This window comes from Sinimarinibacterium arenosum (assembly GCF_005047655.1).
Taxonomy (GTDB): Bacteria; Pseudomonadota; Gammaproteobacteria; order Nevskiales; family Nevskiaceae; genus Solimonas.
Window position 1 is genome coordinate 98,310 of record NZ_SUKF01000006.1, and the last position, 14,063, is coordinate 112,372.

Sequence of the window (14,063 nt, forward strand, 5' to 3'; positions counted from 1 at the left end):
CAGCGGCCCCAGCGCATGACTGCCGACCATGTTGCCGAGACGCTGAAGCATCGCTTCGGTTTTGACGCCTTTCGTCCGGGTCAGGAAGCAGTGGTGCGCGACGCCCTGGCGGGCCGCGATCTGCTGGCGATCATGCCGACCGGCGGCGGCAAATCACTGTGCTTCCAGCTGCCGGCCCTGCTGCGCCCCGGCGTGACGCTGGTGGTTTCACCACTGATTGCGCTGATGCAGGATCAGGTCCGCCTGCTGGACGACATGGGCATTCCGGCAACCTTCCTGAACTCCAGCCTGGACGGCGCCGAGAACGCGCGGCGCCAACGCGCACTGCTGGCGGGGGAGTTCCGTCTGCTGTATCTGGCGCCGGAGCGCCTGTTGATGCCGGAGTTCGTCAACGGACTGCTGACGGAACTGGCCGGCAGTGTCGGCCTCTCTGCGCTGACCATCGACGAAGCGCATTGCGTGTCCGAATGGGGACACGATTTTCGCCCTGAGTACCGCCAGATCCGGCGCATCCGCGAATACCTGCCCGAAATGCCGTGCTGGGCATTCACGGCAACCGCCACCGAGCGTGTGCGCGGCGACATCGTGGCGCAACTCGGACTGCGCGACGCTGCAGTGCATGTCGCCAGCTTCGACCGCCCCAACCTGTATTACGCGGTCAAGTTCAAGGACAAACACAGCTACCCCGAGCTGCTGCAGCAGGCGCGCAGCGGCGGCTCCGGCATCATCTACTGCCTTTCGCGCAAGCGCGTTGAAGAACTTGCAGGCCGTCTGCAGGCCGACGGCATCGATGCTTTGCCGTATCACGCCGGTCTCGACGGCGAGACCCGGCGCATTCACCAGGATCGCTACATCCGCGACGATGTCCAGGTCATGGTGGCGACGATTGCCTTCGGCATGGGCATCAACAAGCCGGACGTCCGCTGGGTCACCCATTTCGACCTGCCGCGCACGATCGAGGGCTATTACCAGGAAGCCGGGCGCGCCGGGCGCGACAATCTGCCCAGCCGCTGCACCTTGTATTTCGGCGCCGGCGACATCCACACCGCTGAATTCCTGATCGCACAGAAGCGCGACCCGGAAACCGGCGAGGCGCTGGAAGCCGAACAGCGCATCGCACGCCAGCAGCTGCGGCAGGTGCTCGACTATGCCGAAGCGACCGAATGCCGCCGCAGCATCCAGCTGCGCTACTTCGGCGAGACCTTTCAGCCACCCTGCGGTGCCTGCGACAACTGCTGCGAACCTCGCACCGTCGAAGACCGCACGCTGGAAGCACAGCAGCTGCTGTCGTGCGTCGCCCGCCTGGCACAGCGCGGGCAACGTTTCGGCGGCAGTTACATCATCGATCTGTTGCGCGGCGCCGACACCGACAAGATTCGGCGCAACGGGCACACCGACCTGTCAACCTACGGGATCGGCGCCAGCCGCTCGCAGGACGACTGGCGCATCGTGCTGCGAGCCTTGCTGCATCAAGGTCTGCTGACGGAATCCCATGATGGCTTCCCGGTGCTGCAGCTCAATGCCGACAGCCGCAGCGTGTTGCGCGGTGAACGCCAGCTGCAGCTGGCACTGGCACCACGCCCGGCACGTGGTCAGCGGCGCCGCGGCAAGACCGTGGAGTCCGGCGACTCCCCTGCCAACGATGCCCTGTTCGAAGAGTTGCGCAGCCTGCGCAAGCAGCTGGCTGTCGAGCGCAACGTTCCGCCGTATGTCGTGTTTTCCGACGCCAGTCTGCGAGCCATGGTGCAATCGCAGCCACGCACGCCGGAACAATTCGCCCAGATTCCTGGCGTCGGCGACCGCAAACTGGCCGAATATGGCGACGTCTTCACGGCCCTGATCCGCGAGTACGCCGAGCCGCCCACGCCGACCTGAACCGAACAGGTCGTCCCCGCCGGTTCGCCCGCCGCACTGCAACATCTGGCGCAGCGGCAATAGCCAGCACCGCGCCGGCGCCGGATAATCGCCGGAATTGACCTTTCTAATGAACTCTTTTCAGGAGTGCTACACATGAAACCCATCGGCCGCAAAGTCGCAATCCTCGGTGGTTCGCGCATTCCGTTCGCGCGCTCCAACACGGCGTATTCGACCAAGTCCAACCAGGAAATGCTGACCACGGCATTCAAGGGCGTGGTCGACAAGTTCCAGCTGCACGGCGAACGCCTGGGCGAAGTCCAGGCCGGCGCGGTGCTGAAACATTCGCGCGACTTCAACCTGTGCCGCGAGTCGGTGCTGTCCAGCGGCCTGGCCGCTGAAACCGCCGCCTGCGACATCCAGATGGCCTGCGGCACCGGCCTGCAGGCCGCCATTGGCATCGCCAACAAGATTGCGCTGGGCCAGATCGACTCGGGCATCGCTGGCGGCGTTGATACCACCTCCGACGCACCGATCGCGGTCAACGACAAGCTGCGCAAGATCCTGCTCGAGGTGAACCGCGCCAAGACGGGCGGCCAGCGCCTGAAGGCGCTTGCGAAATTCCGTCCGGCCATGCTGTCTCCGGCCATTCCGACCAATGGCGAGCCGCGCACGCGCATGAGCATGGGCCAGCACTGCGAAGTCATGGCCAAGGAGTGGAAAATCCGCCGCGAAGACCAGGATCTGCTCGCCTACGAATCGCACCAGAAGGCCGCCAAAGCCTATGAAGAGGGCTTCTTCAACGACCTGATCATTCCCTTCGGCGGCTTGGAGCGCGACAACAACCTGCGCGCCGATATCTCGCTGGAAAAGCTGGCCTCGCTGTCGCCGGTGTTCGATCGCAAGTCCGGCAACGGCACGATGACCGCCGCCAACTCGACGCCGCTGACCGACGGCGCCTCGGCCGTGTTGCTTGCATCCGACGACTGGGCCAAGGCGCACGGCTTCAAGCCGATGGCGTATCTGACCCACGTCGAAACCGCCGCGATCGACTTCGCCGGCCCGAAGAAGGAAGGCCTGCTGATGGCGCCGGCCTACGCAGTGCCGCGCATGCTCGCGCGCGCCGGCATCAGCCTGCAGGATTTCGACTTCTATGAAATCCACGAGGCTTTCGCCGCACAGGTGCTGTGCACCCTGAAGGCCTGGGAAGACCCGGTGTTCTGCAAGGAACGCCTCGGCCTCGACGCGCCGCTGGGCTCGATCGATCGCAGCAAGATGAACGTCAAGGGCGGCAGCCTGGCTTCAGGTCACCCGTTCGCCGCCACCGGCGGCCGCATCATTGCCTCGCTGGCCAAGATCATCCAGGCCAACGGCGGCGGCCGCGGACTGATCTCGATCTGCGCGGCCGGCGGCCAGGGCGTGGTTGCGATCGTCGAAGGGGCCTGATCGTCAGCGCGACGAACCGCACCGCATCAACGAAAACCCGGCTTCTGGCCGGGTTTTTCGTTTGCAGCTGAGGAACTTCCCGCAGTAGCCACGAGTACCAATTGGGCATAATCGGGCCGACTCAACGCCAACGGGGGACTGGATGAGCGCAGCGCGGGAGCATTGGGGCAGCCGTTTCGGCTTCATCATGGCCGCGGCCGGATCAGCGGTCGGCATCGGCAATATCTGGCGCTTTCCTTACACCACCGGAAATAACGGTGGCGGCGCCTTCCTGCTGATCTATCTGGCCATGGTGCTGGGCTTCGGCATCGCGCTGGCAACTGCCGAAATGCTGGTCGGCCGCAGTGCCCAGCGCAATCCGGTCGGCGCCTTTCGCATCCTCGGCGGCAAGGGCTGGCCCCTGGTCGGCTATGCCGGCGCACTGACGGGCTTCGTGATCCTGTCGTTCTACATCATCGTTGCCGGCTGGACTCTGGCCTACATCTGGCTGATGGCCAGCGGTCAATTGCATACCACCGATCCGGAACAGCTGAACCAGGTTTTCGGCAGCTTCGTCGCCGATCCCGTCCGCCCCATCGCCTATTCTGCGCTGTTCATGGGTCTGACCGCATGGATTGTCGCCGGCGGTATCGCTCACGGCATCGAGCGCTGGAACAAGGTGCTGATGCCCTCGCTGTTCATCATCTTGCTGGTGCTGGTCGCACGCTCGTTGACACTGCCGGGCGGCATGGCCGGCGTCGAGTTCTACCTGAAGCCGGACTTCAGCAAAGTCACCGCACACACTTTCTACGACGCGATCGCGCAAGTGTTCTTTTCCCTGTCGATCGGCATGGGCACCTTGCTGACCTACGGCTCGTATCTGTCCAAGAACGAACACCTGCCGAAGGCGGCACTGACGGTCGCGATGATTGATACCGGCGTTGCGGTACTGGCCGGATTGATGATCATGCCCGCGGTGTTTGCGTTCGGATTCAATCCCAGCGCCGGACCGGGCCTGACCTTCGTGACACTGCCGGCGGTATTCGCGTCGATGCCCGGCGGCGACCTGTTCGGCGTGCTGTTCTTCTCGCTGCTGGCGATCGCCGCGCTGACTTCGGCGATCTCGATCCTGGAACCCATGGTGTCCTACTTCGTCGACGAGCATGCCGCGAGCCGTCACAAGACCGTGATCATCGCCAGCCTGGTGTGTTTCGCCCTCGGCATTCCCGCGTCGCTGTCGTTCGGACTCACCGCCGGCTTCACCATCGCCGGCAAGAACTGGTTCGACCTGATGGACTTCCTGGCCAACAACATCATGCTGCCGCTGGGGGGATTGCTGACCGCGATCTTCGTCGGCTGGGTCTGGAAGGACGCCGTCAAGGAACTGCGCAATCAAGGCGCTCTGAGTCTCAGGTGGGCACCACTGTGGTTGCTGGTACTGCGTTTCCTGGCACCCCTGGGCATTCTCTGGATCATGCTGTCGGCGTTGTTCGGCTGACCTCGCGACGTCCCCTCACCGAACGGAACTGCTGACGCCATGGAACGATTCTTCGCCGCACTCGACGCCATCAATGCCGTGATGCTGGGCGTGCCGACGCTGCTCGGTCTGCTGACCGTCGGCATCATTTTCACTGTGTGGACCCGATTCGGTCAGTGGCGCTCGCTGACCCATGGCGTGCAACTGGTGCGCGGCAAGGTGCCGGGTGTTTCCGGCCACGGCAAAGGCGCATTGACGCACTTCCAGGCGCTGTCTGCTGCGCTGTCAGCGACCGTTGGGCTCGGCAACATCGGCGGGGTGGCGATCGCGGTATCGATCGGCGGCCCCGGCGCGGTGTTCTGGATGTGGGTGGTCGGCATTGTCGGCATGGCGCTGAAAACCACCGAAGTGACCCTGGCCATGCTGTTTCGCAACACCCACGACGTCGAAAACCCTCACGGCGGCACGATGTGGGTTGCCAAGAAGGGCTTCGCCGAGATTTCGCCGAAGCTCGCAACGGTCGGCGCATTGGCCGGAGCGGCGTTCACAATTCCGCTGATCCTGTTCGGCATTACCGGCGGCAACATGTTCCAGGCCTGGAATGCCGCGGAAATCGCACGCGCCTACTTCAGCGTGCCGACGTGGATTTCGGGCCTCGTCATGGCGGTGATTGTTGGCGCGGTGATCCTCGGCGGCATCAAGCGCATCGGCCACTTCGCCGGCGTGCTGGTCCCGCTGATGTGCGGCATCTACGTCGTCGCGTCGCTGTACGTGCTAGCAAGCAACCTGTCCGAGATCCCGGGCATTTTCGCGTTGATCTTCCGCTGCGCGTTCACGCCGTCCGAGGCCGGCGGCGCCTTTGTTGGCGCCGGCGTCGGAACCGCCTTCATCTTTGGAATGAAGCGCGCGCTGTTCTCGTCGGAAGCCGGCCTGGGCTCGGCGCCAATCGCGCACTCGGCCGTCAGAACACCTGAGCCGGTCACTGAAGGCGTGGTTGCCGGCCTTGAACCCTTCATCGACACCATCGTCGTCTGCACCATGACCGCACTGGTGATCCTGATCACCGGGGTATGGAATCGCGGCCCGGTCGTGACCTGGGACAGCCCACCGGCGCTGGTGCAGTCGACCGAGGGTCAGTGGCTGCCGGAGGGATTGACCCTGCCCGCACCCTCGGCCACTTCGCTGAGCGACGGCGATCAGGTGTTTCTGGTGGTCGAAGACGACAGCGGCGCACGCGCCAAGCTGTTCGGTACGGTGTCCGGCGAACCGACCCAGCGAAGCATTGCGTGGCGCGGACTCGAATCACCCGCCCAGGTGATCGAATCCGGCATCTTTGCCGACTATCCGGGCTCGACGCTGACCGCCAAGGCTTTCGACAGCGTGCATCCGGGCCTGGGGCAATGGATGGTGACGCTGGCGGTGTGGCTGTTCGCGATCTCGACGATGATCACCTGGAGCTATTACGGCGAACAGGGGATCGTGTATCTGGCCGGTGAGCGCTGGGTCAAACCCTATCGCCTGGTCTGGTGCGTGCTGATCTTCGTGACCTGCCTGGGCTTCATCCGCACGGACGTCGAACTCGACACCGTGTCGACGGTGGCGCTGGGCTTCATGCTCGCGATCAACCTGCCAACAATGCTGCTGCTCGGCTACAAGGCGATGCACGCATACCGGAGCTATTTTCAGCGCCTGGACGCCGGCACACTGGGCTCGTCGCGGCATCCGCATTCTCCCGCCGATGCACCGGACTGAATCCGAACAGGGTGACTGTGTCGTATGCGTCGACTTCACCCGGTAGACTGACGCCGCATGCAACCCCCAATCCCTCAACATCGCTCGGCTGATCGCATCGGCGTTCTGCTGGTCAACCTCGGCACGCCGGACGCACCGCAGGCAGGCGCAATCCGGCGCTATCTGCGCAGCTTCCTGTGGGATCCACGCGTGGTCGAGATCCCACGCCCGATCTGGTGGCTGATCCTGAATCTGGTCATTCTGCCGCTGCGACCGCGCAAGCTGGTCCACAGCTACGCGTCGATCTGGACCGCACAGGGTTCACCGCTGCTGTCCATCGGCCGGCAACTGCAGCATGCGCTGCAGCATGCGCTGCAGCAACGTCTTGGCGAGTCTGCGGCGGTCGAACTCGCGATGCGCTACGGCTCACCCGGGATCGACACCGGCATCGCCGCCTTGCGCGAACGTGGCGCCGACAAACTGCTGGTGTTGCCGCTCTATCCTCAGTATTCGGCGACCACCACGGCATCCGTGTTCGATGCCGTGTACGACAATCTGCGTGAACAACGCTGGCCTCCGGAATTGCGCACGATCAACAGCTATCACGACCGTCCGGACTACATCGAGGCACTGGCCGCCTCGGTACGCCAGCACTGGGACACTCACGGTCGCGGCGATCTGCTGATGATGTCGTTTCACTCGATCCCACTGCGTTGTCTGGAACTCGGCGACCCGTACTACTGCCACTGCCGTAAGACCGCGCGGCTGCTGGCAGAAGCCCTGTCGCTTGAACCCGAACAGTACCGGGTCAGCTTCCAGTCACGCGTGGGTCGCGCCAAGTGGCTGCAGCCGTATACCGACAAGACCGTGGTCGAACTCGCCCACGACGGCGTGCGCAAGCTGGACGTGATCTGTCCCGGCTTCGCCGCAGATTGCCTTGAAACGCTGGAGGAAATTGCACTGCGCTATGCCCAGGATTTCCAGCAGGCTGGCGGTCAGCAGCTGCGCTACATCCCGGCACTGAACGATCAGCCCGCGCATGTCGATGCGCTGTTGGGCCTGATTCAACAACACCTGCAGGGCTGGTCCGGAGATGCAGCCTCTGCAACAGACGTCGGATTTCGCGACGCCCAGGCCGCAGCCGCGGTCCCGGTGCTATACGCCTGACGCAGCGACGTGGAACTGCGCTTCAGTCGGCGCCGTCCGTGACCGAACCGGAACGCCCCAGGGCCACAATGATGCTGGCGCGCATCAACACCTCGCCAATAATGCCGTCCCCATCGATTTCAGCGTCAAGCCACCGATAGCGCGCGTCGACGCCGAAACCGACGCGGCGCCCGAACGCCGCGGGGAATGACTGCAGGCCGACCCCGAACGCCAGGAACGGCCCCTCGCGATCGATGCCTGCATGGTCCAGCCTGTCGTTTGCATAACCGAGGCCGATGCCGACGTAGCGGGATAATGCGGCCGCGCGCGAGTAATAGAACTGCGTATCCAGCTGATACGCAGTCTCGGTCCACTGGTTCGGATCGCTCGGAGCATCCGCGTCAAAGTGCTGCCGTTGGACTGCTGCCTCGATGGACCAGAACCGGTTCAGAGGAACCCCCACCGACGCGAAATAGCCCACCCCGTTGCGACTGTCGCGGGCACTGTCGGAGACGACGTAAGCCGGGCCCGCAGCGATCGTCAGCGGCAGGTAAGACCCCTCGGCGTCCTGCGCATGCACGCCGGTCGCGACGCCCAATAGCAGCGCGGTAGCCAGCAGTGACCGGAGCTTCATCGAATATTTCCCCTTGTTCTGATTCGCAATAGCCCCCCCCGATACAGCAGCCCGAAGAAGGCCGGCGGAACCTGCGAAACGATGCGCCGCTATTATACGGGCCCAAAAGTAATGAACATCCGAAAATGCCGGACGGGTTTATCGAGACTTACCTGCTGTTCCTGGCCAAGGCAGTCACCGTCGTCGTCGCAATCGGCGCCCTGGTGACGCTTATCGTCAATGCAGCGCGGCAGGTCGGCGCGTTGCGCGGACACGAGCGCCTCGACGTCACCAACCTCAACGACCGCTTTCACGATCTCGGCGATACGGTCCGCGACGCGGTCTCGAGCCAGGCCGAACGCAAGAAGCTGCACAAGCAGCGACGCGCCGAAGACAAGGCGCGACGCAAGGGCCGCAGCGACGAAGCGGAACGGCGGCGCATCTATGTGATCAACTTTGACGGCGATCTGCACGCGAATGCGGTCGACAATCTGCGAGAGGAGGTCAGCGCAGTGCTTCAGGTCGCCGTACCGGGCGACGAAGTGCTGCTGCGGCTGGAGAGCGAGGGCGGTGTCGTTCATGGTTACGGATTGGCCGCATCGCAGCTGGCCCGCATTCGCGCCCGCGACATCACACTGACCGTCGCCGTCGATATGGTCGCTGCCAGCGGCGGCTACATGATGGCCTGCGTCGCCAACAAGATCATTGCGGCGCCGTTTGCGATCGTCGGGTCCATCGGTGTGGTCGGGCAGCTGCCCAACTTCAGTCGCCTGCTCAAACGCTTCGACGTCGACTACGAGCTGCACACGGCCGGCCAGTTCAAACGCACCTTGACGCTGTTCGGCGAAAACACCGAAGCCGCGCGTCAGAAGTTCCGCGAGGAACTGGAGGAAACCCACGCCCTGTTCCGTGATTTCGTCATCGAGCACCGGCCCCAGCTGGACCTGGACCGCGTTGCCACCGGCGAGCACTGGTTCGGGCGACAGGCGCTGGAACTCAAACTGGTCGATGCCCTGCAGACCAGCGACGACTACCTGCTACAGCATTGCGAAACGGCCGACCTGATCAAACTGGAATTTCATCAGCACAAGTCGCTGTCCGACCGCCTTTCACGTGGTTTTGCACGCCTGGGGCTCGGCCTGCGCCGCGGCCTGCAGGACACTGCCGGACGCCGCTGGAACTGAAGCCGCGGCGCCAGCCCCACCTTTGAAGGAGATCTGCGATGCAACTGACCAGCAACACATTTCGCCCCAATGGACGCATCCCCGGTCGCTGCGCGTTTGCCGTCCAGGCGCCGCACGGGCATGTCCGTCTCGCCGCCAACCGCAATCCGCAGCTGCAATGGAGCGGCGCGCCGGCTGGCACCCGCAGTTTCGTCCTCACCTGCATCGACGCCGACGCACCGACCCGGCCGGACGACGTCAATCAGGAAGGCCGCACGGTCCCGGCCGAACTGCCACGCGCAGAGTTCGTGCACTGGCTGATGGTCGGCATCCCGCCGCAGATCACTGAAATTGCCGAGGGCGCCTGCTCCGAGGGCGTCACCGCCAAGGGCAAGACTGCACCGGCCGGCCCCGAAGGCACGCGTCAGGGCGTCAATGACTACACCGGCTGGTTTGCCGGCGATGCGGCAATGGGTGGCACCTATCTGGGCTATGACGGCCCCTGCCCGCCATGGAACGACGAACGCATCCACCACTACCAGTTCGAGATTCTGGCAACCGATCTGGACGCCTGTCCGGTCGGCGAAGCCTTCACTCTGGCCGACCTGCGTCAAGCCCTGGACGGACACGTGCTCGCCCGTGCGAGCCTGCGCGGACGCTACAGCCTCAACCCGGCCATCCGCCTGCGCTGAAGCCCGGTCGACTCGATTCCACCGAAAGATCCTGAAACTCCGCCGCCGATCGGCGGTCTTAGCCGCGCTGCCATCGCCGGCAGCCCGATGAACAAGGAACCCGATGTCCAAAGAATTTGCCGTCAAGATATTCGGCCCGGTGGCTGTTTCGGCCTCGGTTCTCGCCGCTGCCCTGCTGATGTCCGGTGCGCCGCCCGCAGCGCATGCCGACATTCCCGTCACCGCCACCGCCACCGCGCCGGCAATGGCGTCGATGACGCCCTCGCTGGCCCCGATGCTCAAGCAGGTCACGCCTGGGGTGGTCAACATCTCGGTAACCGGCGCCATGGAGGTTGAAAACCCCTACGGCCCGATGATGAATGACCCGTTCTTCCGGCGCTTTTTCGGCGTCCCGGATCAGCCGCAGGAACGTGAATTCCAGTCAATCGGGTCCGGCGTCATTGTCGACGCCTCCAAGGGTTATGTCCTGACCAACAACCATGTCATCGACAAGGCCAAGCAGATCAAGGTCCGTCTCAGCGATGATCGCGAGTTCGACGCCAAGCTGATCGGTCACGATCCGGACACCGACCTTGCCGTCCTGCAGATCGAAGCCGACAAGCTGACCGCGGTTCCGGTCGGTGACTCGGACAAGCTGGAGGTTGGCGATTTCGTCGTCGCCATCGGTTCGCCGTTCAACCTGCGTCAGACCGTCACCAGCGGCATCGTCAGCGCACTTGGCCGCACCGAAGTCAGCGACGGTCTTGGCGACTTCATTCAGACCGACGCCTCGATCAACCCGGGCAATTCCGGCGGCGCGCTGGTCAATCTGCGCGGCGAGCTGGTGGGCGTACCCTCCATGATCTTCTCCCGCTCCGGCGGCAATATCGGCATCGGCTTCGCGATTCCGGTCAACATGGCTAAGTCGATCATGGCTCAGCTGATCGAGTTTGGCGAAGTGCAGCGTGGCCGCATCGGTATCACCGGCCAGAATCTGACGCCGGATCTGGCAAAGGCCTTCGGCATGAAGGAAACCCGCGGCGCCGTCGTGACCCGCGTGCTCCCCGATTCGCCCGCAGAGAAGGCCGGCGTCGCGTCCGAAGACATCATTATCTCGGCCAACGGCAAGGACATTCACAGCTTCGAAGAGCTGCGCAACATCGTCGGTCTGCTGCGCGTCGGCGACAGTGTCGAGCTCAAAGTGCTGCGCGACGGCAAGCCGAAGACCCTCAAGGTCAAGATCGGCAAGGACGACGAAGCAGCGACCACCGGCGAGAATCTGCATCCGTCGCTGTCCGGTGCAACGTTTGCTCCGGTTGATGACAGTTCGCGTCAGTCCGGAATCGATTCCGGCATCCTGGTGCAGAACGTCGAGCAGGGATCGCCGGCCGCACGCTCTGGCCTGCGCCCTGGCGATGTGATCGTCTCGGTCAACCGCAAACCGGTCAAAACCATGGACGAGTTCAGCAAACTCGCCGGCGGCAAGGGTCAGCTGCTGCTGCATTTGCGCCGCGGTCAGGCCGGCCTGTTCCTGCTGCTGCAATAACCCACGCGGGCAGCCGGCACCTGTGGGCCGGCTGCCGCACTCTCCCCTTTTTGGCGGCGGCCTTATACTGAGGGCCGCCGCCATTTTTGTTTGCCCGATGATCGACGCCGAAATCGAACAGCTCGAAGAACGCATGCAACGCCTGATTGCGTCCTATCGTCAGGCGCGTCTGGAACAAAAACGGGCATTGCAGGAGCGTGATCGTCTGCTGGCGCTCAACGCCGAACTCCGGCGACGTATCGAGGGCATCGTGGAACGGGTACGCTCACTCGAATCGGAGCAGGACGCGTGAACAGCACCTCGAAACCCGCCGACGAACCCCTGAGCGTGACCGTGCGCATCATGGGCAAGGAATATTCCGTGATGTGCCCGCCCGATGAACATGAGGCACTGGTCAAGTCCGCTGATTATTTGAACGAGCGCATGACCAGCATCCGCAAGCGCGGCAAAGCGCTGGGCACCGAGAAAATCGCCGTGATGGCCGCATTGAACATCGCGCGCGAACTGCTGGAGCACAAGGGTGTTGAAGGTGTCGCCAGCGCGAGTCCGGAGTCGGTTCAGCGTCTGCGCCAGATGTCGCTGGACATCGACTCCACCCTGTCACTGGATTGATTACCGAGGACGAACGCGGCAGCGCAGCCGGTCATACGGCGCTACGCTCATCCGCAGCGCGATGCTATGCTTGCCTCGTGTCTCCTGCGGTGTTCGATGTTTGGTCTGGAACCCCTTGAGCCTAATTTGTACCCCCGGGAGCCCTAACCGTGCCGGGCGTGCAGGCCCACCTCGTAGTGGGAAGCCCGATGGCATGGCGCAGCACCCACTTGAGACCCTGTCTCAAGGTCGATGACCGATGACGGCACTGGCGGGAGACACCTTTGAATTCAAACGCGCGCTGCGCCGCGAACTGCGGCAGCGGCGCGCAGCGCTGGATCCGCGTCAGCGCTTGCGTCACGCACAACGCGCCACGGCAACGCTGAGTCGAAGCGCGGTCTGGCGCAACGCAAGAACCATCGCGCTCTACCTCGCCAGCGGAAACGAACTCCCCACCGTGCCGCTGCTGCAGCGCGCGTGGCGCGAAGGCAAGCGCACCCTGGTCCCGCGAATCGCCGATGACGGACATCTGCGCTTCGTCGAGATCAGACCCGGCAGTCGCCTGCGGCGCAATCGCTATGGCATCGGCGAACCGGTCGATACGCAGCTCTGGCCGCTCAATCGCGTCGATCTGCTGCTGCTGCCGCTGGTCGGCTTTGACCGCCACGGCTACCGCCTCGGTGCCGGCGGCGGATTTTACGATCGCACGCTGGCGCATCGCGTCGCGCGCCGGCCGCTGTGCCTGGGCTGGGCACTGTCAATACAGGAAGTGGATGCCGTACCGCGCGACCCCTGGGATCGGCGCATGGACGGCGTAGTGACTGAACAAGGAGTCAGACGATGGCCTATTGGCTGATGAAGTCCGAGCCGGACTGTTTTTCGATCGATGATCTGGCGGCGCGTCCGAAGAAAACCGAAGGCTGGGACGGCGTGCGCAACTATCAGGTGCGCAACATGTTCCGCGACACGATGAAGAAGGGCGACAAGGCCTTCTTCTACCATTCCAGCTGTGCCGAACCCGGCGTCGTCGGCATCATGACGATCGCATCCAACGCCTACCCGGATCCGACCCAGTTCGATCCGGCATCGGATCACTACGATCCCAAGTCCAAACCGCAAGAACCGCGCTGGCTGCAGGTCGACGTCAAGTTTGAGCGCAAGCTGAAATCACCGGTGACACTGGCGACACTGCGCCAGCACGAACCCCAGCTGAAGGGACTGACGCTGCTGATGCCGGGCACGCGCCTGTCGGTAACGCCGGTGCGGCCCGAGCACTGGGATTACATCCTCAAGCTGGCCGGCGACTGAAACTCGGAGCCGGCTCAGGCGTCCGGGCGATCGTGCAGACAGATCAGTGTCTGCTGCCCAGCCGCAACCAGCGTGCGCTGCCCGGCCGTGACGCCGTAGACCTCCAGCTGGCAGATCGTCAGCGTCCGGCCTGCACGCAACACCCGCCCTTCGGCTTCGAGCCGTTCGCCTCGTGCCGGCGCCAGCAGATTGATCTTGAATTCCACCGTCAGCACGGAGCTGTCGCGGGGAAACACGCTGAGTCCGGCGTAGCCCCCGGCTGAATCCGCGATCGCGCTGGTAGCGCCGGCGTGGAAGTACCCGTGCTGCTGCGTCAGCTCGGCACGGAACGGCAGGCCGATGCAGACCCGGCCGCGGCGCACCTCGAGCAACTCCGCGCCCAGATGCCGCATCAGCCCCTGACGCTCGAAACTGTCACGCACCCGCTGCACACAGGAATCATCCGCGGCTGCGACCTGCGGCTCCGAATCTTGCGCCATCTGCCTGCACTCCTTGATTCCTGTGTCGCCACTGCGACAGCCGCAACAGCGAGCCGCGA

General features: G+C 64.0%; 14 protein-coding genes and 1 other RNA gene. 13 read left to right on the forward strand and 2 right to left on the reverse strand.

Annotated features, from left to right (window positions below; genetic code table 11):
• Positions 1-15 precede the first annotated feature (15 nt).
• From recQ to hemH, 5 genes are all read left to right on the forward strand, one after another.
• Positions 16-1,875 carry a DNA helicase RecQ gene (gene recQ / locus E4T66_RS13255; protein WP_136849534.1) on the forward strand — a complete coding sequence of 620 codons (1,860 nt, stop codon included), beginning with the start codon at positions 16-18 and terminating at the stop codon, positions 1,873-1,875.
• Between the two features lie 135 nt (positions 1,876-2,010).
• Entirely contained in the window at positions 2,011-3,300 is a 1,290-nt protein-coding gene (locus E4T66_RS13260; protein ID WP_136849535.1) for an acetyl-CoA C-acetyltransferase, read from the forward strand.
• Positions 3,301-3,442: 142 nt separating this feature from the next.
• On the forward strand, positions 3,443-4,777 hold the full coding sequence (locus E4T66_RS13265) for a sodium-dependent transporter (protein WP_136849536.1): 1,335 nt from the start codon (positions 3,443-3,445) through the stop codon (positions 4,775-4,777).
• Between the two features lie 39 nt (positions 4,778-4,816).
• A complete protein-coding gene (locus E4T66_RS13270) occupies positions 4,817-6,508 on the forward strand; it encodes an alanine/glycine:cation symporter family protein (protein WP_136849537.1) in 1,692 nt (563 codons plus the stop codon).
• Positions 6,509-6,565: 57 nt separating this feature from the next.
• Entirely contained in the window at positions 6,566-7,654 is a 1,089-nt protein-coding gene (hemH, locus tag E4T66_RS13275) for a ferrochelatase (protein WP_136849538.1), read from the forward strand.
• A gap of 22 nt (positions 7,655-7,676) precedes the next feature.
• Here hemH and E4T66_RS13280 read toward each other — a convergent pair whose 3' ends face one another.
• Positions 7,677-8,267, reverse strand: coding sequence for an outer membrane beta-barrel protein (locus E4T66_RS13280; protein ID WP_136849539.1), 591 nt, complete (start codon positions 8,265-8,267; stop codon positions 7,677-7,679).
• 125 nt (positions 8,268-8,392) lie between these two features.
• Here E4T66_RS13280 and sohB point away from each other — a divergent pair, with 125 nt between their 5' ends.
• From sohB to E4T66_RS13320, 8 genes are all read left to right on the forward strand, one after another.
• Positions 8,393-9,430, forward strand: coding sequence for a protease SohB (gene sohB / locus E4T66_RS13285; protein ID WP_136849540.1), 1,038 nt, complete (start codon positions 8,393-8,395; stop codon positions 9,428-9,430).
• Between the two features lie 38 nt (positions 9,431-9,468).
• A complete protein-coding gene (locus E4T66_RS13290) occupies positions 9,469-10,101 on the forward strand; it encodes a YbhB/YbcL family Raf kinase inhibitor-like protein (protein WP_136849541.1) in 633 nt (210 codons plus the stop codon).
• A 103-nt stretch (positions 10,102-10,204) separates the two neighbouring features.
• Positions 10,205-11,626: a DegQ family serine endoprotease gene (locus E4T66_RS13295; protein WP_136849542.1), complete on the forward strand. Its 1,422-nt coding sequence runs from the start codon at positions 10,205-10,207 to the stop codon at positions 11,624-11,626.
• Positions 11,627-11,723: 97 nt separating this feature from the next.
• Positions 11,724-11,918, forward strand: a complete 195-nt coding sequence (locus tag E4T66_RS13300) for a hypothetical protein (protein ID WP_136849543.1) — start codon at positions 11,724-11,726, stop codon at positions 11,916-11,918.
• Positions 11,915-12,238: a cell division protein ZapA gene (locus E4T66_RS13305; RefSeq protein WP_248679692.1), complete on the forward strand. Its 324-nt coding sequence runs from the start codon at positions 11,915-11,917 to the stop codon at positions 12,236-12,238. Before E4T66_RS13300 ends, E4T66_RS13305 begins: the two co-directional genes overlap by 4 nt.
• A 78-nt stretch (positions 12,239-12,316) precedes the next feature.
• A non-coding RNA gene (gene ssrS / locus E4T66_RS13310) (6S RNA) lies at positions 12,317-12,499 on the forward strand.
• A 19-nt stretch (positions 12,500-12,518) separates the two neighbouring features.
• Positions 12,519-13,073, forward strand: a complete 555-nt coding sequence (locus E4T66_RS13315; RefSeq protein ID WP_282707007.1) for a 5-formyltetrahydrofolate cyclo-ligase — start codon at positions 12,519-12,521, stop codon at positions 13,071-13,073.
• Positions 13,058-13,525 (forward strand): EVE domain-containing protein, encoded by a 468-nt coding sequence (locus E4T66_RS13320; RefSeq protein WP_136849545.1) that lies wholly within the window; start codon positions 13,058-13,060, stop codon positions 13,523-13,525. The genes E4T66_RS13315 and E4T66_RS13320 overlap by 16 nt, the downstream gene beginning before the upstream one ends.
• Positions 13,526-13,539: 14 nt before the next feature.
• Here the strand turns inward: E4T66_RS13320 and E4T66_RS13325 are convergent, their stop codons facing one another.
• Complete coding sequence (locus E4T66_RS13325) at positions 13,540-14,004, reverse strand: PaaI family thioesterase (protein WP_136849546.1); 465 nt, start codon at positions 14,002-14,004, stop codon at positions 13,540-13,542.
• Between the last annotated feature and the right edge of the window lie 59 nt (positions 14,005-14,063).

Bases quoted from the DNA above. Each gene is read 5' to 3' on its own strand.
- recQ (WP_136849534.1), top strand. From the start codon at position 16: ATGACTGCCGACCATGTTGCCGAGACGCTGAAGCATCGCTTCGGTTTT.
- E4T66_RS13290 (WP_136849541.1), top strand. From the start codon at position 9,469: ATGCAACTGACCAGCAACACATTTCGCCCCAATGGACGCATCCCCGGT.
- E4T66_RS13280 (WP_136849539.1), bottom strand. From the start codon at position 8,267: ATGAAGCTCCGGTCACTGCTGGCTACCGCGCTGCTATTGGGCGTCGCG.
- sohB (WP_136849540.1), top strand. From the start codon at position 8,393: ATGCCGGACGGGTTTATCGAGACTTACCTGCTGTTCCTGGCCAAGGCA.
- E4T66_RS13300 (WP_136849543.1), top strand. From the start codon at position 11,724: ATGATCGACGCCGAAATCGAACAGCTCGAAGAACGCATGCAACGCCTG.
- E4T66_RS13260 (WP_136849535.1), top strand. From the start codon at position 2,011: ATGAAACCCATCGGCCGCAAAGTCGCAATCCTCGGTGGTTCGCGCATT.
- hemH (WP_136849538.1), top strand. From the start codon at position 6,566: ATGCAACCCCCAATCCCTCAACATCGCTCGGCTGATCGCATCGGCGTT.
- E4T66_RS13270 (WP_136849537.1), top strand. From the start codon at position 4,817: ATGGAACGATTCTTCGCCGCACTCGACGCCATCAATGCCGTGATGCTG.
- E4T66_RS13320 (WP_136849545.1), top strand. From the start codon at position 13,058: ATGGCCTATTGGCTGATGAAGTCCGAGCCGGACTGTTTTTCGATCGAT.
- E4T66_RS13265 (WP_136849536.1), top strand. From the start codon at position 3,443: ATGAGCGCAGCGCGGGAGCATTGGGGCAGCCGTTTCGGCTTCATCATG.
- E4T66_RS13295 (WP_136849542.1), top strand. From the start codon at position 10,205: ATGTCCAAAGAATTTGCCGTCAAGATATTCGGCCCGGTGGCTGTTTCG.
- E4T66_RS13325 (WP_136849546.1), bottom strand. From the start codon at position 14,004: ATGGCGCAAGATTCGGAGCCGCAGGTCGCAGCCGCGGATGATTCCTGT.